The following is a 22,207-nucleotide window of genomic DNA, read 5'->3' on the forward strand; positions in this document are numbered from 1 at the left end:
CCCACTTTCACCACTGATCGTCATTGGATACCGGGTACCTAGTCGGCACCGGACCCGTCAAGCCTAGGCCCTCGGGAGTGGTGTTGGGCGCCCCTGGACCCCAGTCGGCGCAAGGCGTCCGGTCGTTCTTCACCGGATGTCTACCTGAGGCAAACGGGGGGCAACGACGACCTGTTCACCGGCCAAAGACGAGGCCGGTTAGGCCATCGCCGGGTATGCACCGCGACCGATGTGACGAAGGTCTCACTTGCCGGCGACGGGCCCGTGGTCGTCGTCGACGTCGCGTCCGGGGGCACGGGGCTCACCCAGCGCCGTGCCCAGGATCTCGGGCAGGTCGTCCGGGAGGCCCGTCGTGTGCGGGTGGGAGGTGGCAGGGAACGTCAGGCGCATGGTCGCCCCCTGCTGCGAGTCGGCGACCTCGATCCGGCCGCCGTGCAGGTCCACGGCCCAGCGGACGATCGCCAGGCCGATCCCCGTGCCGCCCGTCGAGGTGTGCCCGTGCGAGGGGGCGTTGCCGCGCGCGAACCGCTCGAAGATCCGCTCGCGGTCCTTCTTGGCGATGCCGGGCCCCTGGTCGATGACCTCGATGACGACGTCGTCGTCCACGGGGTAGGCCTCGAGCCGGATCTCGCCGTTCTGCGGGGAGTGGCGGATCGCGTTCTGGAGCAGGTTCGTGACGATCTGGCGCAGCCGCTCGGGGTCGGCCGGGAGCGTCAGGTCCTCGGGTGTCACGTCGATCACGTACTGGAGGTGCTTGCCGGCCTCGACCATGGAGACCGCGTCGGCGTTCTCCTCGAGGAAGTCGCCGAGCGGGACGTCCTGGATGTTGAGCGCCGCGGCTCCGGCCTCGATCCGGGACAGGTCGAGCAGGTAGGTCACGAGCCGGGTCAGGCGCTCGGTCTGCGCGAGGGCCATCTCCATGGTCGCGGGGTTCGCCTCGCTCACGCCGTCGACCACGTTCTCGAGCTGGGCCTGGAGCGCCGCGATGGGGGTCCGCAGCTCGTGCGACACGTTGGCGATGAGCTCGCGCCGCATCTGGTCGGACGAGGCGAGGTCCTCGGCCATGATGTTGAACGCGACCGCGAGCTGGCCCACCTCGTCGCGGCTCGTGGCCCGCACGCGGCGCGTGTAGTCGCCGTCGGCCATCGAGCGTGCGGCGGCCGTCATCTCCCGCAGGGGCGAGGTCATGCCGCGCGCCAGGATCTGGGTGAGCAGGAGCGACAGCACGATCGCGAGCGGGAACGTCCGCGTGGGGCCGAGCTTGTTCTGCTGGCCCAGCCACGTGATGAGGACCGCGAGCGTGACGGTCGCGAAGACCAGGACGCCGAGCTTGATCTTCAGCGACCGGAACGAGTCGAGGGGCCGGACGTCCGGGAGGTGGGGGCGCAGGGTCCGGGGGCCTGAGGTCACGCGACCGGGGGCTCGAACGCGTAGCCGACGCCGTGGACCGTGCGGATCAGGTCCGGGCCGAGCTTGCGGCGCAGCGCCTTGATGTGGGAGTCGACCGTGCGGGTCCCGCTCGCGTCGGCCCAGTCCCAGACCTCGGCGAGGAGGCGCTCGCGCGTCAGGACGGTCTTGGGGGAGCTGGCGAGCATGACGAGCAGCTCGAACTCGGTGGGGGTCAGGTGCACCTCTTCGCCGGCCCGGTGCACGCGGCGCTGGGCGCGGTCGATCACGACGTCGCCCACGACCATGGGCGGGTCCGTGGGGGTCGACGTCGCGGCCTGGGCCGCGCGGTCCACGCGCCGCAGGAGCGCCTTGACCCGGGCGACCAGCTCGCGCATCGAGAAGGGCTTGGTCATGTAGTCGTCGGCCCCCACGCCGAGCCCGATCAGCATGTCGGTCTCGTCGTCGCGTGCGGTGAGCATGAGGATCGGTACGGGCTGCTCGGCCTGGATGCGGCGCGTGACCTCGAGCCCGTCGATCCCCGGGAGCATGACGTCGAGAACGATCACGTCCGGGCGCAGGCGGGTCGCCGCCTCGACTCCCGAGAGACCGTCGCGCGCCACCTCGACGCGCCAGCCCTCGGCGCTGAGCCGCTGGGCGATCGCGGTGGCGATCGCCGGCTCGTCCTCGACGACGAGGATGTTCGCGGCCTGCTGCGCGGGCGTACCCGCAGGTCCGGCCCCGCTCGTCGCGCCGCTGCCGGTGGGGAATGCGCTGGCTGTCATGGCACCAGCGTGGCACAAACCGGCCGGTGATGGTCGGAGGTCGCGGCGAGACCGGGGGATGTCGGGCATCCGTCCCGTCTCGAGGGCCGGTCCCGGGTGCGCTTTCCGGATGGACGGTGGCCCGGCGGCGGATAACATCGTTGCCACGATGAAGAGCAAACCCCGATATCTGTGGAGCACCCCGTGGTAGGCGACTGGTTGATGGTCGCGCTGGGGGTGCTCCTGACCGCAGGGACCGCCGTCTTCGTGGCGAGCGAGTTCGCCCTCGTCACCCTGGACCCCGCCGTGCTGTCCAAGACCGGTGACGGGGAACGGGACGGCGAGGGGGCCACGGCCGCCGAGACGCGCAGCAGCCGGCGCGACCGCAGCGTCCGGGCCGGCCTCAAGCACCTGTCGACCGAGCTGTCCTCGGCGCAGGTGGGCATCACCATCACCACGATCCTGCTGGGCTACACGGCGCAGCCCGCGCTGGCGAACCTGATCGGCGACGCGCTGGGGAGCACTGCGCTCGGCGCCGGCGCTGCCACGGTCCTCGCCGTGGTCCTCGCGCTGGTGGTCGTCAACCTCTTCTCGATGCTGTTCGGCGAGCTCATCCCCAAGAACTTCGCGCTCTCGCTCCCGTACCAGACCGCGCGGCAGGTCGTCCCGGTCCAGCGCCAGTTCACCAAGCTCTTCCGGCCCGTCATCTCGGTGCTCAACGGGTCGGCCAACGCGATCCTGCGTCGCCTGGGGGTCGAGCCGCGCGAGGAGCTGTCGGGCGCCCGGTCGGCCTCCGAGCTCGCGGCGCTCGTCAAGCGCTCCGCCCAGGAGGGCACCCTGAACACGTCGGTCGCCACGCTCCTGACCAACTCGATCGAGCTCGACGAGCTCAGTGCCGTCGATGTCATGACCGACCGCATGCGCATGGTCGTGCTGCGCCGCGAGGACACGGCCGAGGACGTCGTGGCCCTGGCCCGCACCTCGGGGCACTCGCGCTTCCCGGTGATCGGGGAGGACCGCGACGACGTCGTCGGGCTGGTGCACCTGCGCCGCGCGATCGGCGTGCCGCACGAGCGTCGCTCCGAGGTCCCCGCGGCCGCGCTCATGGTCGACGCGCCGCGCGTCCCGGAGACCGTCGCGCTGGGCCCGCTGCTGGTCGAGCTGCGCGGCTTCGGCCTGCAGATGGCCGTGGTCGTCGACGAGTACGGCGGCACCTCGGGCGTGGTGACGCTCGAGGACGTCGTCGAGGAGCTGGTCGGCGACGTCGCGGACGAGCACGACCCGCGGCGGGCGGGGGTGGCGCGCAGCGCGGACGGCTCGTGGATCGTGCCCGGTGTCCTGCGGCCCGACGAGCTCGTCGAGTCGACGGGGCTCGAGGTCCCCGAGGACGGTGCCTACGAGACGCTCGGCGGCCTCGTCATGGCGGACCTCGGGCGGGTGCCCGTGGCCGGCGACGAGGTCCGCGCGGGCGACGTGGTGCTGCGCGTCGAGGCCATGGAGGGGCGCCGCGTCGAGCGTCTGCGGGTCCGGCTCGAGTCGCCCGGCGGCGACCTGGACGGCGCCCCTGACGACGGTCCCGCGCAGGGGCCGGGGAGCGAGCGGCCGGGCACGACCCGCTGGCCCGCTCCCGAGCGACCGCCGGGTGCGCGCCCGCGTTCGGGTGAGCAGGGCTCCGAACCTGCCGGAGGTGCACGATGAGCACGACCGCAGCACTGATCCTCGCCGTCGTCCTCCTGGCGGCCAACGCGTTCTTCGTGGGCGCGGAGTTCGCCATCCTCTCGGCCCGTCGCAGCTCGATCGAGCCGCTCGCCGCGCAGGGCAACCGGCGCGCGCAGACGGTCCTGTGGGCCATGGAGCACGTCTCGCTCATGCTCGCGTGCGCCCAGCTGGGCGTCACGGTCTGCTCCGTGGGCCTGGGTGTGGTCGCGGAGCCCGCGGTCGCGCACCTTCTCGAGGTGCCGCTGCACGCGCTCGGCGTGAGCCAGGCGTTCGTCCACCCGATCGCGTTCGTGGTCGCGCTCGCGATCGTCGTCTACCTGCACGTGGTCCTGGGCGAGATGGTCCCCAAGAACCTCGCGGTCGCCGGGCCGGAGAAGGCCGTCATGTGGTTCGGCCCGCCGCTCGTGGTCCTGGGGCGTGTCCTCAAGCCCATCATCGTCGCGCTCAACTGGCTCGCGAACCACGTGGTCCGCTGGGCCGGGGTCGAGCCCAAGGACGAGGTCGCGTCGGTCTTCACGGCCGAGGAGGTCCAGTCGATCGTCGAGCACTCGCAGGCCGAGGGCCTGCTGCGCGACGAGCAGGGGCTGCTCTCGGGCGCCATCGAGTTCTCGGAGCGCACGGCCGCGGAGGTCATGGTCCCGGTCGACCGGCTCGTGACCGTGGTCGAGGGCTGCACGCCCGACGAGATCGAGCGCCTGGTCGCGAAGACCGGTTTCAGCCGGTTCCCCGTGGCCGACGCACGGGGCGAGCTGGTCGGGTACCTGCACCTCAAGGACGTGCTCTACGCGAGCGGCGAGGACCGGTTCCGGCCGGTCCCGTCCTGGCGCGTGCGTGCGCTCGCGACGGCCGAGCCGGGCGACGAGATCGAGGACGCCCTGCGCGCCATGCAGCAGTCGGGGGCGCACCTGGCCCGCGTGGACGCGGTCTCCGTCCAGGGCTCCGCGGGCTCGGTGCCCGACGACGGGGCGTCCGCGGGTGCGCAGGGCGCCGTGGGAGTCGTCTTCCTCGAGGACATCCTCGAGGAGCTCGTGGGCGAGGTGCGGGACGCGATGCAGCGCCGCGTGCACTGAGCGGCGCTCCCTCCGGGCCCCTGAACTGGGGACTTGGTTTCCCCGTCACCCGCCGTTATTGTTTCGTTGCTTCGTTCGCACGGTTCCTCCTGCAACGGGAGGGTCGTCCGGTCTGCGAGGCTGGGCGCGGTCCACGCGCTCGTCGGTCCTGGTCGTCCAGGGGCCGCCTGCGGGCGGCCGGGCGGTCGCTCGGAGTGGAGGCTTGGTGGAGTCGTCGTCCTCGACCTCCGACTCACGCCGCTCCCGACGCGAGGCGGAGACCGGTCACAAGGGCCGTCGTCGGGCCGAGGTCCCCTCCCACCAGCGCTGGGCGCCCCGCATGGCCGTCCTCGGGACCCTGGCGGTCGCGACGATCGCCATGCCCCTCTCCGCGGGGGCTCAGGACGGCCCGGTCTCTCCCTATGCCCCGGACGGCAAGCCCGTCGGGCCCACGGCCCTTGACCTGGTGAGCGCGCCCGTCGCTGCTGAACCCACGTCCGAGTACGTGGCGTCGGCGCCCAAGATCGAGGGCCGGGCCCAGGCCGCGAGCCGTTCGGTCGAGCGCGCGCCGCTCCCGAACTGCGACCCGAGCGTCGAGGTCACGAGCAGCAACGGCAAGCTCACGGGGCACGAGCTGTGCGACCTGTGGCAGGCGGGCGAGTCGCTGCGTCCGGACGCCGCGGTCGCGCTGTCCGCCATGAACGAGTCGTTCCGCGCGACGTTCGGTCGGGACATCTGCCTCGTGTCGAGCTACCGGACCCTGGCGTCCCAGGTCTCGCTCAAGGGCACGCGGGGCGGCTTCGCGGCCAAGCCGGGCACGTCGTTCCACGGCTGGGGCCTGGCGATCGACCTGTGCTCGACCGAGACGGGCAACCGGGAGGTCTACTCCTGGATCAACAAGAACGGCGAGCTGTACGGCTGGGCCAACCCCTCGTGGGCCAAGCGCGGCGGCGGCGGAGCGTACGAGCCGTGGCACTTCGAGTTCACCGAGGGCGTCGTCGCGCTCGGCGGCCTCACCTGAGCCGTCCCGCCTGAGCGGCGCGTGCCGTGCGCCCGCCGCGTGCCCGTGACGGACACTCCCGCGCGCGGGCCGTCAGATCCGGTTGACCCACGACTCGGCCAGCGCCTCGGCCTCGATGTCCAGCTCGCGCAGGATCCTGCGCATCACGGCCTCGTTGAGGCGACCCGCGTCCCGTTCGTCGACGAGCACCTGACGCTGGGCCCTGTTCATGTCGGCACGCAGGGCGTTGAGCCGGCGCAGGTCCTCCGAACCGTCGCCGGGCCGGGCCACGGGATAGGCGCGACCGCCCGTGGGGTGAGCGCGGACCGGGACCAACTCGACCGGCTCCTCGGCCTCGGACTCGGGGGACAGGAGCCGGGCCGCGGCCTGGGCGCGGCCCAGGATCGCGGCGGACATGGCCGCACGCGTCGCCTCGGCCTTCTCCTCGCCGATCGCGGGAGCCCATGCCTTCGTGGCGCGCGAGATGGCCTCGGCCTGGGCCTCGGCCATGAGGCGTCGGACGCGCGCCTCCTCCGCGGCGTCGCTCGCGGCCTCGTCCTCCCCGCCGACCCCCAGCCTCCGAATGACCCAGGGGAGGGTCACGCCCTGGAGCAGGAGGGTGCCGATCGCTACCGTGAAGGCCGCGAGCTGGATCGTGGCACGGCCGGGGAACTCGGCGCCGCCGAGCGTCACGGGGATGGCGGCCGCGGCGGCGAGCGTCACGACGCCGCGCATCCCGGCCGCCGACACCACGAGCGACTCGCGCCAGCCGAGCTCGTCGGCCCGGGAACGTTTGGACCCGGGCAGGTGCACGCGGTCGAGCCAGGACGTGGCGAACACGTACACGGGACGGATCGCCATGGTGACCGCGAGGGCGGCGAGGGACACCCAGACGGCCGTGCGGAGCCCTTCGTCGGACGTCACGACCGTCTCGACCACGAACTTGAGCTGGAGGCCGATGAGCGCGAACGTGATGGCCTCGAGCAGCAGGTCGAGGCTGTCCCACAGCGGCTCCTCGACGAGACGGGTCTCGTAGCCCGCGGTCGGCGCGGTGTGCCCCAGGTAGAGGCCTGCGGCCACGACCGCGAGCACGCCCGAGCCGCTGAGCTCCTCGGCGATCCAGTAGGCCGCGAACGGGAGGATGATGCCTGCGACGCTCGTCAGGAGCGGGTCGGCGAGCCGTAGCCGGGCGGCGTGCATGCCGATGCCCATGACGAGCCCGATCCCCACGCCGACCACGACCGCGAGCGCGAAGACCCCGATGCCCTCGGTCCACACCCAGGCTCCCGTCGCGACCCCCGCGAGGGCGACCTTGTAGAGCGTGAGCGAGGTCGCGTCGTTGATGAGGCTCTCGCCGCCCAGGAGCGTCATGACGCGGCGGGGCAGGCCGAGCCGCCGGCCGACCGCGGCGGCCGAGACCGCGTCGGGCGGGGCGACCACGGCGCCCAGGACGAGCGCCGCGGCGAACGGGAGGTCGGGGAGCAGGATCGTCGCGACCCAGGCCACGGCGAGCGCCGTGACGACCACGAGCCCGACGCCCAGGCGCACGATCGCGTTGAGCGACGTGCGGAAGTCCTGGTACGAGCTCCCGTTGGCCGCCGAGAAGAGCAGCGGCGGGAGGATGATGCCCAGCAGCACCTCGGGGGGCAGCTCGATGTGGGGGACCACGGGGATCAGGGAGACGCCCAGGCCCACCACGACGAGCAGGAGGGGAGCGGGCAGGTCCCAGTGCCGCGCGACGGCCGTGACGGCCAGGGCACCGGTGATGACCAGGAGTACGACGGCCTCGTCCATGCCCTGCATTCTCCGCCCGGGTGGGCGGGGAGGCGCGGGGGACGGCCCGACGGCGTGTCCCCGCCGGTCCCGCACCGAGCCGGAGTGTCAACTACCTCTTGACAGGACAGTGGTGTCAAGCCAGGGTTGACGCATGGTGAACAGGCGAGCAGAAGGCCCGACCGGCGCTCCGGCGTCGGGCATCGACGAGAGCCGCGCGCGGTGAGCGGCGCACCCGCCTGGGGCAGCCTCGAACCGCGCGACCCCCGGTCGCTCGACGACCTGCTCGCCGAGGCCGTGGCGGCCGCGGACCCCGGTATCGGCGACCGCATCGCGACCCAGCCCGCCGCGCACCTCGAGCTCGTCGCCCTCACGGCCCGCGCCCACCTCGCGACCGAGGAGCTGCTCGCGACGGCCGTGTCGTCGGCCCGCTCCGCGGGGCACAGCTGGGAGGCCGTGGGGTCGGCCCTCGGTATCACGCGACAGGCGGCCCAGCAGCGGTTCGGGCGACCAGCCGGCCCTGGTGACGGGGCCCCGGGCCTCGTGGGCGACCTGGTCGCCGGGGCCGTCCCCGGGGACACCCGGACCCTGGCCCCCGTCACGGCCGTGACCGAGATGGCCGCGCTCGACGCCTACGGGCGGCACGGGTGGCGCTCGATCGGGTTCGGTGCGGCGTTCCACACCATCGAGCGGACCACCCAGCAGTGGGAGCACAAGCGCGTCTACGTCCTGGGGGCGAGCAGGTTCGGGCTCGAGGCCGAGGGGTGGGAGCGGATCGGGACCTGGTTCCCGTGGGTCTACTACGCGCGCGGCCTGGGGACCGCACCCGTCGGTGACCGCGGACCGGTCGCGGACGACGTGCCCTGAGCGGCGAAGGTCCGTGCACGGGCCGCGCTCGCCCCGTGCGCGGCCCAGGCGCCGTCGCCCTGGCCTGCCCGGCTACTCGCCGGGCAGGCGTGCGTTGTGCCCGAAGTCCTGGCGGAAGCGCGGCCCGGACACCGCGAGCTCGGCCGCGAAGGAGGCCGCCCACCCCGAGTACGGGGTGTGCGAGAGGTAGTCGTTGGAGAAGCGGCGGTCGTCGGTGATCTCGGTGAGGCAGAACGACGGGATCTGCAGGTCCACGACCGGCCCCGAGCGCTCGCACTCCGCGATGACCAGGGGATGGTTGGCGCCGCCGAACACGTCGATGACCCAGCCGTCCGCGCCCAACCAGGCCGAGTAGCGCGTCTTGACGATGCGACCGCCGCCGCGCCGGATCATCTCGACCCCGACGTTGACGTCGATCTCGCGCTCGGCCTCGTACCGGGTGCCGCCGTTCGTGGGGCCCTTGACCGTGAGTGCGCAGAAGTCGAACGAGTGCTCGTCCAGGACGTGCAGCGGGGAGGTGCTTGCGGCGAGCGTCGCGTCGGTCGCGCTCGCCTGGACCCGCAGGCGGATCGCGTAGCCGTCCTGCGCCAGGAAGTAGCTCTGCACGATCAGGGCAGGCGCGTCGAGCAGGTCGACCGGGACGTCCTTCACGAGGAAGCGACGCTCGAACTCGAAGTCTCCGTTACCGCCGTCGGTCATGGGACATACCGTACGCGCTCGCTCACGCGGGGTCCGTGACCGGGCGGTGCGGGTACGCGGCCTCGCGGTGCTGGAACTCGAGCACCGCCGGGTTGAGGACCACCCCGTCGCGGATCTCGATCGCGCGGCGGACCGTCTCGTTCTCGTCCCAGCCCGCGGGTCCGGCCATGACGGCCGGGAGGAACGGCAGCACGGCAGAGCTGATCTCCCAGGTCGCCGAGTTCCACAGGTAGGACGGGCTGTGGTCGACCGCGTAGTAGTTGATGCTCTCGCCGACGGTGACGAGCGGCTCGGCGAACGTCGTGGAGCGCGCCCAGTCGAACGCCATGCCGTCGTCGCACGAGACGTCGACGATCAGGCTGCCGGGCCGGAAGGCGCCCAGGTCCTCGGTGCGCAGGTACAGCAGGGGCGCGTTGGGGTCCTGGAGCGTGCAGTTGACGACGATGTCGCTCTCGGCGAGGAACGGCGCGAGCGGGAGGCGGCCCTCGTCGGTGAGGACCTCGCTGAGGTACGGCTCGTCGTCGTGGTCGAACTGGACGATCTGCGCCGAGTGGATGGGCGCGGCGACAGCGGCGACCCGGCGGTTGGTCAGCACGCGGACGTCGTGGATGCCGTGCGCGTTGAGCGCCGTGACGGCCCCGCGCGCCGTGGCGCCGAACCCGATCACGACCGCGGTCAGGCGCCGGCCGTAGTCGCCCGTCGAGCCGCACAGCTCGAGCGCGTGCAGCACCGAGCAGTAGCCGGCCATCTCGTTGTTCTTGTGGAAGACGTGCAGGCCGAACCCGCCGTCGGCGGCCCAGTGGTGCATGGCCTCGAACGCGACGAGCGTGAGCCTCTTGTCGATCGCGAGCTGCGTCAGCTCACGGTCCTGGACGCAGTGCGCCCAGCCCCAGAGGGTCTGGCCGGGTCGCAGGTCCTCCAGGTCCTCGAGCTGCGGCTTGGGCAGCAGGACCACGTCGGCGGCCTCGACGACCTCGGCGCGCGTGCCCAGCGCTCGCACCCAGGGCGCGATCTGCTCGTCGCTCACCCCGAAGCGCTCGCCGTAGCCGCGCTCGACGACGATCCGGGCCCGCAGCCCGGGTGCGATCCGTTCGAGGTGGTCCGGATGGAGGGGGAGCCTGCGCTCGTCGGGCTTCCGTGACGCTCCGAGGAGGCCCAGGATGGAGTCGTTCGATGCTGTTGTCACGCTTGTCCCGTCAACGAGACCACGGTGGCCCAGTAGTGCGGACGTTACACGGGTGCCGGCGGGGCAGGGACCACCCGGGTGGTGGGCTCGGTGGTCCCGGGCACGACGAAGCCCCCGGACCCGAGGGTCCAGGGGCTTGGTCTGCGGTGCCCTCGATAGGACTCGAACCTACGACCTTCTGCTCCGGAGGCAGACGCTCTATCCACTGAGCTACGAGGGCAACATGCGTTCGCTCTGACGAGCATCCGGCACGGTGCACGAGACTACCAGCCTCCGACGGGTTCGTGCTCCCACCTGCCCGGATCTGCAGGTTCTGCCCTCCCGTCAGGGCGGGGTGACCGGACTCACCTCCCCAGGAGCCCCCTCGGGACGGATGCCCGGGGCGACCGGTGCGTACCCTCCTTGAGTGGATCGCCAGGACTCGAGCTCGACCCCCGACAGCACCCTCCGGCCGTGGAGAGGTCGGTTCGTCGTCCTCGCCGGGATCGTCCTCGCCGCGTTCAACCTGCGGATCGCCGTCGCCGCGGTCTCCCCGATCCTCGACGTCGTCCGGGTCGACATCGACCTGAGCGACCAGCTTGCGGGGCTGCTCGGCACGGTCCCCGTGATCGCGTTCGCCGTCTTCGGCTCGCTCGTGCCCGCTCTCTCCCGCCGGTTCGGGCTCGAGCCCACGCTCGTCGCAGCGCTCCTGATCAGCGCGGTCGGCGAGATCCTCCGCTCCGTCTCGACGTCGGCCCCCGGCTTCCTCGTGTGGACCGCGGTGGCGCTCGCGGGCATGGGCATGGGCAACGTGCTGCTCCCGCCGCTCGTCAAGAGGTACTTCCCCGACCGCATCGGGGCCGTGACCGCCGCCTACACCGTGACGCTCTCGCTGAGCACCGCGATCCCGCCCCTCCTCGTGGTCGGCATGGCGTCCTCGCTGGGCTGGCGTCCGGCACTGGGCGGGTGGGCGCTCGTGGGGCTGCTCGCGGCCGTGCCGTGGACCGTCGTCATCGCGCGCTCGGCGCGCGCCCGGGCCGAGCTCGCGTCGGTGCTCGAGCACTCGCCCGAGCACACCGTGGGCCTCGACGGGCGCCACCGCCACGAGGGTCGCGCCTGGCGCAGCCCGCTCGCGTGGGGCATCGCGGTCATGTTCGGGCTCAACTCGCTCAACACCTACGTGATGTTCGCGTGGCTGCCGCACGTCCTGATCGACTCGGGCATGTCCGAGCCCGTCGCGGCGAGCGCGCTCGCGCTCTACGCGTTCGTCGGCATGCCCATGTCGATCGTCACGCCGCTGCTCGCGGCCCGGATGCGCAACCCGTACCTGCTGGTCGTGCTCTTCGTCGCGATGCTCGCGGTCGGCTACGCCGGGCTCATGGGGGTCCAGGCCGGTCCCGCCACGTGGGTGTGGGTCGTCCTCGCGGGGCTCGGGGCGTCGACGTTCCCGCTGGGCCTCGCGCTCATCAACCTGCGCAGCCGCACCTCGGCCGGGGCCGTCGCGCTGTCCGGGTTCGTGCAGGGCGTCGGCTACCTCGTCGCGGGGGCCGGGCCGCTGACCGCGGGGATCCTCTACGGGCGCAGCGGGACGTGGACCAGCACGTTCGTCTTCCTGTTCGGCACGCTCGTGGTGATCCTCGTCGCCGCGGTCGCGGGCTGCCGCCCGTCGATGATCGAGGACTCGTGGGGACGCAGGACGCGCACGGGGGAGTGACGCCCCGGGAGGCCCACGACGCGCGGCGGGCGACGCCGTCGGGCCGGTGGGACGGGGCAGCGCGGCGACGCCGCAGCACGCACCCGTGGCCGCCCGACCGCCCGCCGCGGACGGCGACGCAAAGCCCTGGCGTCCCTCGCTAGAATCGTCGGGTGACCCCCAACGAGCTCTCCGAAGCGCTGAGCGCTGCCCTGGCCTCCGCCGTCGCCGACGGCACCCTCGCCCTGCCCGCCGACGCGGTCCCCGCGTCGGTCCACGTCGAGCGACCCCGCCAGCGCGAGCACGGCGACTGGGCCACGAACGTCGCGCTGCAGCTCGCGAAGAAGGCCGGCGTCGCCCCGCGCGTCCTGGCCGAGGACCTCGCGCAGCGCCTCGCCGCGCACCCGGGCATCAAGTCCGTGGGCATCGCAGGCCCGGGCTTCCTGAACATCACGCTCGACGCGGCCGCCGCGGGCGAGCTCGCCCGCACGATCCTCGCCCAGGGCGCGACCTACGGGAACAACGACTCCGAGGCCGGCACGCGCATCAACCTCGAGTTCGTCTCGGCGAACCCCACGGGCCCCATCCACATCGGTGGCGTGCGCTGGGCCGCGGTCGGCGACTCGCTGGCGCGAGTGCTGCAGGCCTCGGGGGCAGTGGTCGAGCGCGAGTACTACTTCAACGACCACGGCGCGCAGATCGACCGCTTCGCGCGCTCGCTGCTCGCGCGCGCCAAGGGTGAGCCCGCTCCCGAGGACGGCTACGGCGGCCAGTACATCTCGGACATCGCGGAGGCCGTGATCGCCGACGCGATCGCGGCGGGCGACCCGGACCCGCGCACGCTGCCCGACGCCGAGGCCCAGGAGGTCTTCCGGGCGCGCGGCGTCGAGCGCATGTTCGACGAGATCCGTGCCGCGCTGCACGACTTCGGCGTCGACTTCGACGTGTACTTCCACGAGGACTCGCTGCACGCGTCGGGCGCGGTCGAGCGCGCGGTCGAGCGCCTGCGCGAGGGCGGCCACGTGTTCGAGGCCGACGGCGCGACCTGGCTGCGCACGACCGACTTCGGTGACGACAAGGACCGCGTCATCATCAAGTCGGACGGCGAGGCCGCGTACATCGCGGGCGACATCGCGTACTACCTCGACAAGCGCGAGCGCGGCTTCGACGACGTCATCATCATGCTCGGCGCGGACCACCACGGGTACGTGAGCCGCATGATGGCCGTCTGCGCGGCGTTCGGCGACCAGCCGGGCAAGAACCTCCAGATTCTCATCGGCCAGATGGTCAACCTGGTCAAGGACGGCCAGCCGGTCCGCATGTCCAAGCGTGCCGGGACCGTCGTGACGCTCGAGGACCTGGTCGACGCCGTGGGCGTGGACGCCGCGCGCTACTCGCTCGCGCGCTCCTCGACCGACTCGAGCATCGACCTGGACCTCGACCTGCTGTCCAGGGCGACCAACGAGAACCCCGTCTTCTACGTGCAGTACGCGCACGCCCGCACGGCGAACGTCGCGCGCAACGCGGAGGCGCACGGGGTCTCGCGGTTCCGTGAGGACGGGAGCGACGCGTTCGACCCGTCGCTCCTGACGCACGAGACCGAGTCGGTCCTGCTCGGTGCGCTCACCGAGTTCCCGCGCGTGGTCGCCCAGGCGGCCGAGCTGCGCGAGCCGCACCGCGTCGCGCGCTACCTCGAGGCTCTCGCGGGCGACTACCACTCCTGGTACCACGAGTGCCGCGTGACGCCGCTGGGCGACGAGGAGGTCACGGACGTGCACCGCACGCGCCTGTGGCTCAACGACGCGACGCGTCAGGTCCTCGCCAACGGTCTGGGCCTGCTGGGCGTGTCCGCTCCGGAGCGCATGTGAGCGCGTCGGCAGGCCCGACGACGCCGCCCGCCTTCTCGCCGACCGGCACCTTCGTGCCGGGCGAGCCGTGGTCGAGCGGCGTGCGCCGCGGGCCCGACGGCGCGCTGAGCGTCGCGGGGGTCGACGTGCGTGAGCTCGCGGTCGCCCAGGGGACCCCGGCCTACGTGCTCGACGAGGCCGACCTGCGCGAGCGGGCGCGGTCCTACCGCCGTGCGTTCGAGGCAGCGTTCGCCGAGGTCGGCGCGGGCGTCGACGTGTACTACGCGGGCAAGGCGTTCCTGTCGGTCGCCGTGGCCCGCTGGGTCCACTCCGAGGGGCTGCGCGTCGACACCGCGACGGGTGGCGAGCTCGCGGTCGCGCTGCGCGCGGGCGTGCCCGGCGAGCACATCGGCCTGCACGGCAACAACAAGTCGGACGCGGAGATCGCGCGCGCGCTCGACGCGGGCGTGGGCCGGATCATCGTCGACTCGCTCGCCGAGGTCGAGCGCGTGGCCGCTGCGTCGCGCGCACGCGGCGGGGCTCCGGCCCCCGTCATGATCCGCGTGACCACGGGCGTGCACGCGGGCGGGCACGAGTACATCTCGACCGCGCACGAGGACCAGAAGTTCGGGCTGTCGCTCGCGACCGGTGGCCAGGGCGCGACGGCCCCGGGTGCGCAGGACGAGGACAGCCCGGCCATGACCGCGCTCCTCGCGGTGCTCGCGCACCCCGAGCTCGAGCTGCTCGGCATCCACTCGCACATCGGGTCGCAGATCCTCGACCCCTCGGGCTTCGAGGTCGCGGCGCGCAAGGTCCTCGAGCTCCGCGCGGCGCTCGCTGCGCGCACGGGTTTCCTCGTCCCCGAGGTGGACCTGGGTGGCGGGTACGGCATCGCCTACCTGCCGGGCGAGGTCGCGCTCGACCCGGACCGCATCGCGAAGGACGTGGCGGCCTCGGTCGCGGCCTCGTCCGCGGACCTGGGGACACCCCTGCCGCGCTTCTCGATCGAGCCGGGCCGGGCGATCGTCGGGCCTGCGGGCCTGACGCTCTACACGGTCGGCACGGTCAAGCCCGTGCGGGTCGGCTCGGAGGCCGCTGCCGGCGTGGCCGGCGACGAGACCCTCGTGCGGACCTACGTCTCGATCGACGGTGGCATGAGCGACAACATCCGCCCCTCCCTGTACGGCGCGGCCTACCACGCCGAGCTCGCGAACCGGCTCTCGGACGCCGAGCCCGTGCTCGCGCGCGTGGTCGGCAAGCACTGCGAGAGCGGTGACATCGTGGTCCACGACGTGCTCCTGCCGGGGGACGTCCGGGCGGGCGACCTGCTGGCCGTCCCGGCGACGGGTGCCTACGGGCGTTCGATGGCCTCGAACTACAACCACGTGCCCCGGCCTCCGGTCGTGGCGGTGACCGACGGCGAGACCAGGGTCCTGGTCCGTCGGGAGACCGAGGACGACCTGCTCGCGCTCGACCTGGGCTAGCCGGCGGCTCTCGCCGGGCCCGTGCCTGGCACCCGTATCCTGAGACGGGCGCCCAGGATCCGGGCAGCAGAGCGAGGATCGACACGCTCGGGATCGACCGGTCGGGAAGCGGCGCGCGGCGTCGGGACCCGTCCGGACCGAGCGGCCACCTCCGACGCGACCGCGTCCGGCAGGGGCCGAGAACGACGGCACCGCTGACCGTGCGGGCCGGGGTGATGGAGGAGGAGCTTCGTGGGAGCCAGCCAGCAGGAGCAAGGTCCGCTGCGCGTCGCGCTGCTCGGGTGCGGCGTCGTGGGGTCCGAGGTGGCCAGGCTGCTGACGCAGCAGGCGGCGGACCTGGCCTCGCGCGTCGGGGCGCCGCTCGAGCTCGTGGGGATCGCGGTGCGCGACGCGTCCGCGCCCCGCCCGCTCGCCGCGTCGGTCGACCGCTCGCTCCTCACGGAGGACGCCGAAGGGCTCGTCGCGCGCGCCGACATCGTCATCGAGGTCATGGGCGGGATCGAGCCCGCCCGCACGCTGCTGCTGCGCGCGATCGAGTCGGGCGCCGCGGTGGTGACCGCCAACAAGGCGCTGCTCGCCGAGGACGGCCCCACGCTCTACAAGGCCGCGGACACCGCGGGCGTCGACATCTACTTCGAGGCAGCCGTCGCGGGAGCCATCCCGATCGTCCGCCCCGTCCGCGAGTCGCTCGCAGGCGACCACGTGCGCCGCATCCTGGGCATCGTCAACGGCACCACGAACTACGTCCTGGACCAGATGGCCAGCACGGGCATGTCGTTCGACGCCGCGGTCGAGCAGGCCCAGGACCTCGGCTACGCCGAGGCCGACCCCACGGCCGACGTCGAGGGCTTCGACGCCGCGGCCAAGGCCGCGATCCTCGCGAGCCTCGCGTTCCACACGCGCGTCTCGCTCGAGGACGTCGCCCGCGAGGGCATCACGAGCATCACGGCCGACGACGTCGCGTGGGCCGCGCAGACCGGTCACGTCATCAAGCTGCTCGCCATCGCGGAGTCCGTCATGGGCGAGGACGGCGCGCACGGTGTCTCGGTGCGAGTCCACCCCGCGCTCGTGCCGCTCACCCACCCGCTCGCCGGGGTCCGGGGAGCCTTCAACGCGGTGTTCGTCGAGGCCGACGCCGCGGGCGAGCTCATGTTCTACGGCCGCGGCGCGGGCGGTGCCCCGACGGCCTCGGCCGTGCTGGGCGACGTCGTGTCGGCGGCCCGGCACCGCGTCCTGGGTGGCAAGGGCCCCGAGGAGTCCACCTACGCGGCCCTGCCGATCCTGCCGGCCAGCACCGCGATCACGCGCTACCAGGTGCGCCTCGCGGTCGACGACCGTCCCGGCGTCCTGGCCCAGGTGGCCCAGGTCCTGGCCTCGAAGGGGGTCTCGATCGAGGCCGTCCGCCAGCCGTCGGAGCCCTCCGTCCCCGGCGCGGACGGTGCGGAGGCCGCCGGGGCGACCGGCGTCGCCCACCTGGTCATCACGACCCACGCCGCTGCGGAGGCCGCGCTCGCCGCGACGGTCGACGCGATCGCGGAGCTCGAACCCGTCCAAGAGATCACGTCCGTCCTGAGAGTCGAGGGAGCCTGATGGCCCACCAGTGGCGAGGCATCATCGCCGAGTACGCCGACCGCCTGCCCGCCCACGTCCAGGAGCGCATCGTGACGCTCGGCGAGGGCGGCACGCCCCTCGTCGAGGCGCCCGCGCTCTCGGCCCGGACCGGGGCCCAGGTCTTCCTCAAGGTCGAGGGCATGAACCCGACCGCCTCGTTCAAGGACCGCGGCATGACGGCCGCGATCTCCTCGGCCGCGGGCCGCGGGGCGAAGGCCGTCGTGTGCGCGTCGACGGGCAACACGTCGGCGTCGGCCGCCGCGTACGCGACCAAGGCCGGCATGGTCTGCGCCGTCCTGGTCCCGGACGGCAAGATCGCGATGGGCAAGCTGAGCCAGGCGATCGCGCACGGCGCCAAGCTGCTCCAGGTCGACGGCAACTTCGACGACTGCCTGGTCGCGGCGCGCAAGCTCGCCGAGGCCTACCCGGTCGAGCTCGTGAACTCCGTGAACCCCGACCGCATCGAGGGCCAGAAGACAGGCGCGTTCGAGATCGTCGACGCGCTGGGCGACGCCCCGGACATCCACGCGCTGCCCGTGGGCAACGCGGGCAACATCACCGCGTACTGGAAGGGCTTCCGGGAGTACGCAGGCCTGGGTGCCCCGGACGCGCCGGGGGCCCACCTGCCTGCGGTCAGCACCAGGACCCCGATCATGTGGGGCTTCCAGGCCGCCGGCGCGGCCCCGATCGTCGCGGGCCACCCCATCACGCACCCCGAGACCATCGCGACCGCGATCCGGATCGGCAACCCCGCGTCGTGGGCGCAGGCGGAGGCCGCGCGCGACGAGTCGGGCGGCGTCATCGAGGCAGTGACCGACGAGCAGATCCTGGCCGCGCACCGCATCCTGTCGGCCGAGGCCGGCGTGTTCGTCGAGCCCGGCTCGGCGGCGGGTGTCGCGGGCATCCTCTCGCGCGCCGAGCGTGGCCTCGTCCCGGCCGGAGCCCGCATCGTCGTGACGGTCACGGGCCACGGCCTCAAGGACCCGCAGTGGGCCCTCAAGACGCTCGACGGCGCAGACGTGACCCCGATCCGGGTCAGCGCCGACGTCGTCTCGATCGCCGACGCGCTCCAGCTCGGCTGAGCACCTCCCACCCCCGCTCGTCCTGTTCCTCGCCCCGGCCGTGAGCCGGGGCGAGGCAGGCACGGCAGCCTCCCCACCCCTTACCTGACGAGAGGTCACCGCGATGCAGCTCGGAGCCGACCATGTGCGCGTGCGCGTGCCTGCCACGAGCGCGAACCTGGGGCCCGGGTTCGACGCCCTGGGCCTGGCGCTCGCACGCTACGACGTGCTCGAGGTCCGTGCCCTGGGGAACGGCGACGTGGTCGTCGACGTAGAGGGCGAGGGGGCCGGCGAGGTCCCGGGGGACGAGCGGCACCTGGTGGTGCGCGCGCTGCGCGCGGCGCTCGAGCTCGTCGGGGCTCCTCAGACCGGGCTCCACCTGACCTGTACCAACGCGATCCCGCACGGACGGGGGCTCGGTTCGTCCGCGGCCGCGGTGGTCGCGGGCATCGCGGCGGCCCGGGCGCTCGTCGCGGACCCTGCGGCGCTCGACGACGCGGCGGTCCTGCAGCTCGCGACCGAGTTCGAGGGGCACCCCGACAACGCGGCGCCTGCGATCTACGGCGGCGCGACGATCGCCTGGACCAGCACGGTCGAGGGACGCGAGGGTGCGCACGCCGTGCGCCTCGACGTCCACCCGGACATCGAGGCCACGGTCCTGGTCCCCTCGACGCGGCTCGCCACGAGCCGTGCTCGCGGTGTGCTGCCGGAGACCGTCCCGCACGCCGACGCGGCGCTCAACGCGGGTCGCTCGGCGCTGCTCGTCGACGCGTTGACACGCTCGCCCCAGCACCTGTTCGAGGCCACCGAGGACCGACTCCACCAGGAGTATCGCGCGGGCGTCATGACGGCGTCGTGGGAGCTCGTGCGCGCGCTGCGTCTGGACGGGCTCGCGGCGACCATCTCGGGCGCCGGTCCGACCGTCCTGCTCCTGGGGCGTGCGCAGGATCGCGAGCACGCCGACGGGGTGCTGCGAGAGCTGCTGGAAGGCCCGGACCTGTGGCGTGCCTACCGTCCGGGCATCGACCAGGAGGGCGTCCGCTCGGAGCGGGTCGTGGGCAGCGCGGGCCTGTCCGCACGGTTGCGCTGACCGCCGTGCAGGGCGACCGGCGGTCCGCGCGCCTGCCGGCTCGTCGACCGACGCGCTGAACGGTGCGGCGACTGGTGTTCGCAGGGGCTACGGATGGTAGAATCCATTGAGCCTTCGCAGGTTCGTGATGATGCCTCGGTGATTCCTCGACGAATCTCCGCCGAGTCCCCGGGCATCGGCAGAGCAACGACTGACTGCGCCTCACACACCCCGCGAGAAGGCAATCCAGCCCACGTCAGCTGACGTCGTCGTACCACTGACGCGTGGTTCCACTGCGTTCCGGCCGTCACGTGCCGAGCGTCGATCACCCGCGGCCCACCCTTCGCACAGAGCAAGTGGGCGCAAACGAGGGGAAGGGTCCTTCGTGACAGACACCACCGACACCGCCCGTGCAGGCGCACTCTCGACGCTGCGCCTCCCCGAGCTGCAGGCACTCGCCTCGCAGCTCGGTGTGAAGGGCACGTCAAAGATGCGCAAGAGCGATCTTGTCGACGTCATCCGTTCCACCTCCGGCGAGACGAGCGCCTCCGGGCGCCCCGCCGGAGCGTCCACTCCTGCGCGTCGCGCGCCGGAGAGGGACACCTCGGCCGAGAAGGTCGTGCTGCCCGCCGTCGAGGCGCCCGCACGTCAGGCGACCGAGAACATCGAGCGTCCTCGCCGCGAGCGAGGCGCACGCGCCGAGCGCGCCGGCAAGGGCGAGAGCAGCGACAAGGCTGCCGACATCATCGCCCCGCTGCTCGAGCAGACCGCGCGTGCGGCCCGCGACGGCGGCGACCGTTCGGTCGCCGGCGAGACCCCCGACGAGCGCGCCGCGCGCGCCGCCGCCGCGGTCGGTCTCGTCACGGGCTCCGAGCGTGGTTCGCGTCGTTCCGGTCGGGGCGCCGGTGCCCCGCGCGGCGGCGAGGCCGAGCAGGCTCGTGAGACGGCTCCCGAGGCGGGCGCTGCCCGCCAGGGCGGCGAGCGTCAGCAGGGTCAGCGCGACCAGGCGCAGGGCAACCAGCAGGGCGACCGCCAGCAGGGTGGCCAGCGCTCCGAGCGTCAGCAGGGGCAGGGCAACCAGCAGGGCGACCGCCAGCAGGGTGGCCAGCGCGCCGACCGTCAGCAGGGTCAGCGCGACCAGCAGGGCGGCGACGACTACGACGAGCGCGGCGGACGCCGCCGTCGGGGCCGTGACCGCAACCGCGACCGCGACCGCAAGCGCGGACGCACGCGTGGCGGGAACATCGACGTCGCGGGCCTCGACGAGATCGAGGTCACCGAGGACGACGTCCTGCTGCCCGTCGCGGGCATCCTCGATGTCCTCGACCAGTACGCGTTCGTGCGCACGAGCGGCTACCTGCCCGGACCGAACGACGTCTACGTCTCGCTCGGCCAGGTCAAGAAGGCGGGACTGCGCCGTGGCGACGCGATCATGGGTGCGGTGCGTCAGCCCCGCGACGGTGAGAGCTTCCAGCAGACGGGGCCGCGCAACCAGAAGTTCAACGCGCTGGTCCGTCTCGACTCGGTCAACGGCATGGCCCCCGAGGCCGCGCGCAACCGCGCCGAGTTCAACAAGCTCACCCCGCTCTACCCGCAGGAGCGTCTGCGTCTGGAGACGGGCGAGGTCGGTCGCCTCACCCCGCGCGTGATCGACATCGTCGCCCCGATCGGCAAGGGCCAGCGTGGCCTGATCGTCGCGCCGCCCAAGGCCGGCAAGACGATCATCATGCAGCAGATCGCGAACGCGATCACGACGAACAACCCTGAGGTCCACCTCATGGTCGTGCTCGTGGACGAGCGACCCGAAGAGGTCACCGACATGGAGCGCACGGTCAAGGGCGAGGTCATCGCCTCGACCTTCGACCGTCCGGCCTCCGACCACACGATCGTCGCCGAGCTCGCGATCGAGCGTGCCAAGCGCCTCGTGGAGCTGGGCCAGGACGTCGTGGTGCTGCTCGACTCGCTCACGCGTCTCTCGCGTGCGTACAACCTCGCGGCCCCGGCCTCGGGACGCATCCTGTCGGGTGGTGTCGACGCCTCGGCGCTCTACCCGCCCAAGCGCTTCTTCGGCGCGGCGCGCAACATCGAGAACGGTGGCTCGCTCACGATCCTCGCCTCGGCGCTCGTCGAGACCGGCTCCAAGATGGACGAGGTCATCTTCGAGGAGTTCAAGGGCACGGGAAACATGGAGCTCCGGCTCTCCCGCTCGCTCGCGGACAAGCGCATCTTCCCGGCCGTGGACGTCAACGCGTCCGGCACGCGCCGCGAGGAGATCCTCATGCCGCAGGACGAGCTCCGCATCGTCTACAAGCTGCGCCGCGTGATGGGCGCGCTCGATCAGCAGCAGGCCATCGAGCTGCTGCTTGGCAAGCTCAAGGAGACCAAGTCCAACGTCGAGTTCCTGCTCCAGGTGCAGAAGACGACGCCGGGCGGTATCCACAACGACGAAGAGGTCGGCCGCGCCGTCTGACCCGTCCTGCGGGTCGGTCGGCCTCCGTCCTGACGGCCGGCCGACCCGCTGATTTTTCGTGTGCCGGACCCGTCTGGCACAATGTCCTGTTGGTTTCCCGTCCCCGGTTCACGGCTGCTGTCCAGGCAGGCGACCCGGGGGCACCCCACTGAGGAGAGTCCTGTGAAGGCTGATATCCACCCCACGTACGTCGTGACCGAGGTGACCTGCACCTGCGGTTCCACGTTCGTCACGCGCAGCACCGAGACGTCCGGGCGCATCTCGTCCGACGTCTGCTCCGCCTGCCACCCGTTCTACACGGGCAAGCAGAAGATCCTCGACACCGGCGGCCGCGTGGCTCGCTTCGAGGCTCGTTACGGCAAGAAGGCCGCCGACAAGTAGCGACTCTCCAGCGCCGGTGGTCCGAGCACCCGTCCAACCTCTCCAGGGGCAGGCGGCGTGCTCGTTCCACCGGCGCTGTCGTCTTTTCCGGTGCGCGGGTGCCCGGCGCAAGAGTGCCGGAGGTTCCCGCACCGAGCAGCCGCACCCAGCCACGCCGGCCGCACGCAGC

The 22,207-nt window shown here is 72.7% G+C and carries 17 protein-coding genes and 1 tRNA gene; 12 read left to right on the top strand and 6 right to left on the bottom strand.

Features of this window, described 5'->3' with window-relative positions; translation table 11 throughout:
• Positions 1-243 precede the first annotated feature (243 nt).
• Positions 244-1,410, bottom strand: a complete 1,167-nt coding sequence (locus ACFWGN_RS10695; protein WP_377616828.1) for an ATP-binding protein — start codon at positions 1,408-1,410, stop codon at positions 244-246.
• On the bottom strand, positions 1,407-2,171 hold the full coding sequence (locus tag ACFWGN_RS10700; protein WP_225219744.1) for a response regulator transcription factor: 765 nt from the start codon (positions 2,169-2,171) through the stop codon (positions 1,407-1,409). Before ACFWGN_RS10700 ends, ACFWGN_RS10695 begins: the two co-directional genes overlap by 4 nt.
• A gap of 183 nt (positions 2,172-2,354) precedes the next feature.
• On the opposite strand from ACFWGN_RS10700, the gene ACFWGN_RS10705 reads away from it, so the two are divergent.
• From ACFWGN_RS10705 to ACFWGN_RS10715, 3 genes are all read left to right on the top strand, one after another.
• Positions 2,355-3,848, top strand: coding sequence for a hemolysin family protein (locus tag ACFWGN_RS10705; protein WP_377616829.1), 1,494 nt, complete (start codon positions 2,355-2,357; stop codon positions 3,846-3,848).
• Positions 3,845-4,939: a hemolysin family protein gene (locus tag ACFWGN_RS10710; protein ID WP_377616830.1), complete on the top strand. Its 1,095-nt coding sequence runs from the start codon at positions 3,845-3,847 to the stop codon at positions 4,937-4,939. The genes ACFWGN_RS10705 and ACFWGN_RS10710 overlap by 4 nt, the downstream gene beginning before the upstream one ends.
• A gap of 205 nt (positions 4,940-5,144) precedes the next feature.
• Positions 5,145-5,939 carry a M15 family metallopeptidase gene (locus tag ACFWGN_RS10715; protein WP_377616831.1) on the top strand — a complete coding sequence of 265 codons (795 nt, stop codon included), beginning with the start codon at positions 5,145-5,147 and terminating at the stop codon, positions 5,937-5,939.
• A gap of 72 nt (positions 5,940-6,011) precedes the next feature.
• Here ACFWGN_RS10715 and ACFWGN_RS10720 read toward each other — a convergent pair whose 3' ends face one another.
• Complete coding sequence (locus ACFWGN_RS10720) at positions 6,012-7,712, bottom strand: cation:proton antiporter (protein ID WP_377616832.1); 1,701 nt, start codon at positions 7,710-7,712, stop codon at positions 6,012-6,014.
• 201 nt (positions 7,713-7,913) lie between these two features.
• On the opposite strand from ACFWGN_RS10720, the gene ACFWGN_RS10725 reads away from it, so the two are divergent.
• Positions 7,914-8,558: a hypothetical protein gene (locus ACFWGN_RS10725; protein ID WP_377616833.1), complete on the top strand. Its 645-nt coding sequence runs from the start codon at positions 7,914-7,916 to the stop codon at positions 8,556-8,558.
• A gap of 72 nt (positions 8,559-8,630) precedes the next feature.
• On the opposite strand, the gene ACFWGN_RS10730 is transcribed toward ACFWGN_RS10725, so the two are convergent.
• The 3 genes from ACFWGN_RS10730 to ACFWGN_RS10740 all read right to left on the bottom strand — a co-directional run bounded on the left by ACFWGN_RS10730 (position 8,631) and on the right by ACFWGN_RS10740 (position 10,663).
• Positions 8,631-9,257 carry a CYTH domain-containing protein gene (locus ACFWGN_RS10730; protein WP_377616834.1) on the bottom strand — a complete coding sequence of 209 codons (627 nt, stop codon included), beginning with the start codon at positions 9,255-9,257 and terminating at the stop codon, positions 8,631-8,633.
• A gap of 22 nt (positions 9,258-9,279) precedes the next feature.
• Positions 9,280-10,443, bottom strand: a complete 1,164-nt coding sequence (locus tag ACFWGN_RS10735) for a N(5)-(carboxyethyl)ornithine synthase (protein WP_377616835.1) — start codon at positions 10,441-10,443, stop codon at positions 9,280-9,282.
• Positions 10,444-10,590: 147 nt separating this feature from the next.
• Positions 10,591-10,663 (bottom strand) — tRNA-Arg (locus tag ACFWGN_RS10740).
• 186 nt (positions 10,664-10,849) lie between these two features.
• On the opposite strand from ACFWGN_RS10740, the gene ACFWGN_RS10745 reads away from it, so the two are divergent.
• From ACFWGN_RS10745 to rpmE, 8 genes are all read left to right on the top strand, one after another.
• Positions 10,850-12,136 (top strand): CynX/NimT family MFS transporter, encoded by a 1,287-nt coding sequence (locus ACFWGN_RS10745; RefSeq protein ID WP_377616836.1) that lies wholly within the window; start codon positions 10,850-10,852, stop codon positions 12,134-12,136.
• 152 nt (positions 12,137-12,288) lie between these two features.
• The gene (argS, locus tag ACFWGN_RS10750; protein ID WP_377616837.1) at positions 12,289-13,983 is read left to right on the top strand and encodes an arginine--tRNA ligase; all 1,695 of its coding nucleotides are present in this window, start codon (positions 12,289-12,291) and stop codon (positions 13,981-13,983) included.
• Entirely contained in the window at positions 13,980-15,446 is a 1,467-nt protein-coding gene (gene lysA, locus ACFWGN_RS10755) for a diaminopimelate decarboxylase (RefSeq protein ID WP_377616838.1), read from the top strand. The genes argS and lysA overlap by 4 nt, the downstream gene beginning before the upstream one ends.
• A gap of 231 nt (positions 15,447-15,677) precedes the next feature.
• Complete coding sequence (locus ACFWGN_RS10760) at positions 15,678-17,036, top strand: homoserine dehydrogenase (protein WP_377616839.1); 1,359 nt, start codon at positions 15,678-15,680, stop codon at positions 17,034-17,036.
• Positions 17,036-18,139, top strand: a complete 1,104-nt coding sequence (gene thrC / locus ACFWGN_RS10765; RefSeq protein ID WP_377616840.1) for a threonine synthase — start codon at positions 17,036-17,038, stop codon at positions 18,137-18,139. Before ACFWGN_RS10760 ends, thrC begins: the two co-directional genes overlap by 1 nt.
• A gap of 103 nt (positions 18,140-18,242) precedes the next feature.
• Positions 18,243-19,208 (top strand): homoserine kinase, encoded by a 966-nt coding sequence (gene thrB, locus ACFWGN_RS10770; RefSeq protein WP_377616841.1) that lies wholly within the window; start codon positions 18,243-18,245, stop codon positions 19,206-19,208.
• Positions 19,209-19,572: 364 nt separating this feature from the next.
• Positions 19,573-21,657: a transcription termination factor Rho gene (rho, locus tag ACFWGN_RS10775; protein WP_377616842.1), complete on the top strand. Its 2,085-nt coding sequence runs from the start codon at positions 19,573-19,575 to the stop codon at positions 21,655-21,657.
• A gap of 162 nt (positions 21,658-21,819) precedes the next feature.
• Positions 21,820-22,038, top strand: coding sequence for a 50S ribosomal protein L31 (gene rpmE, locus ACFWGN_RS10780; protein ID WP_056646165.1), 219 nt, complete (start codon positions 21,820-21,822; stop codon positions 22,036-22,038).
• Positions 22,039-22,207: the final 169 nt, after the last annotated feature.

It is taken from the genome of Oerskovia sp. NPDC060338 (genome assembly GCF_042726295.1).
In the GTDB taxonomy this organism is placed as follows: domain Bacteria; phylum Actinomycetota; class Actinomycetes; order Actinomycetales; family Cellulomonadaceae; genus Oerskovia; species Oerskovia merdavium.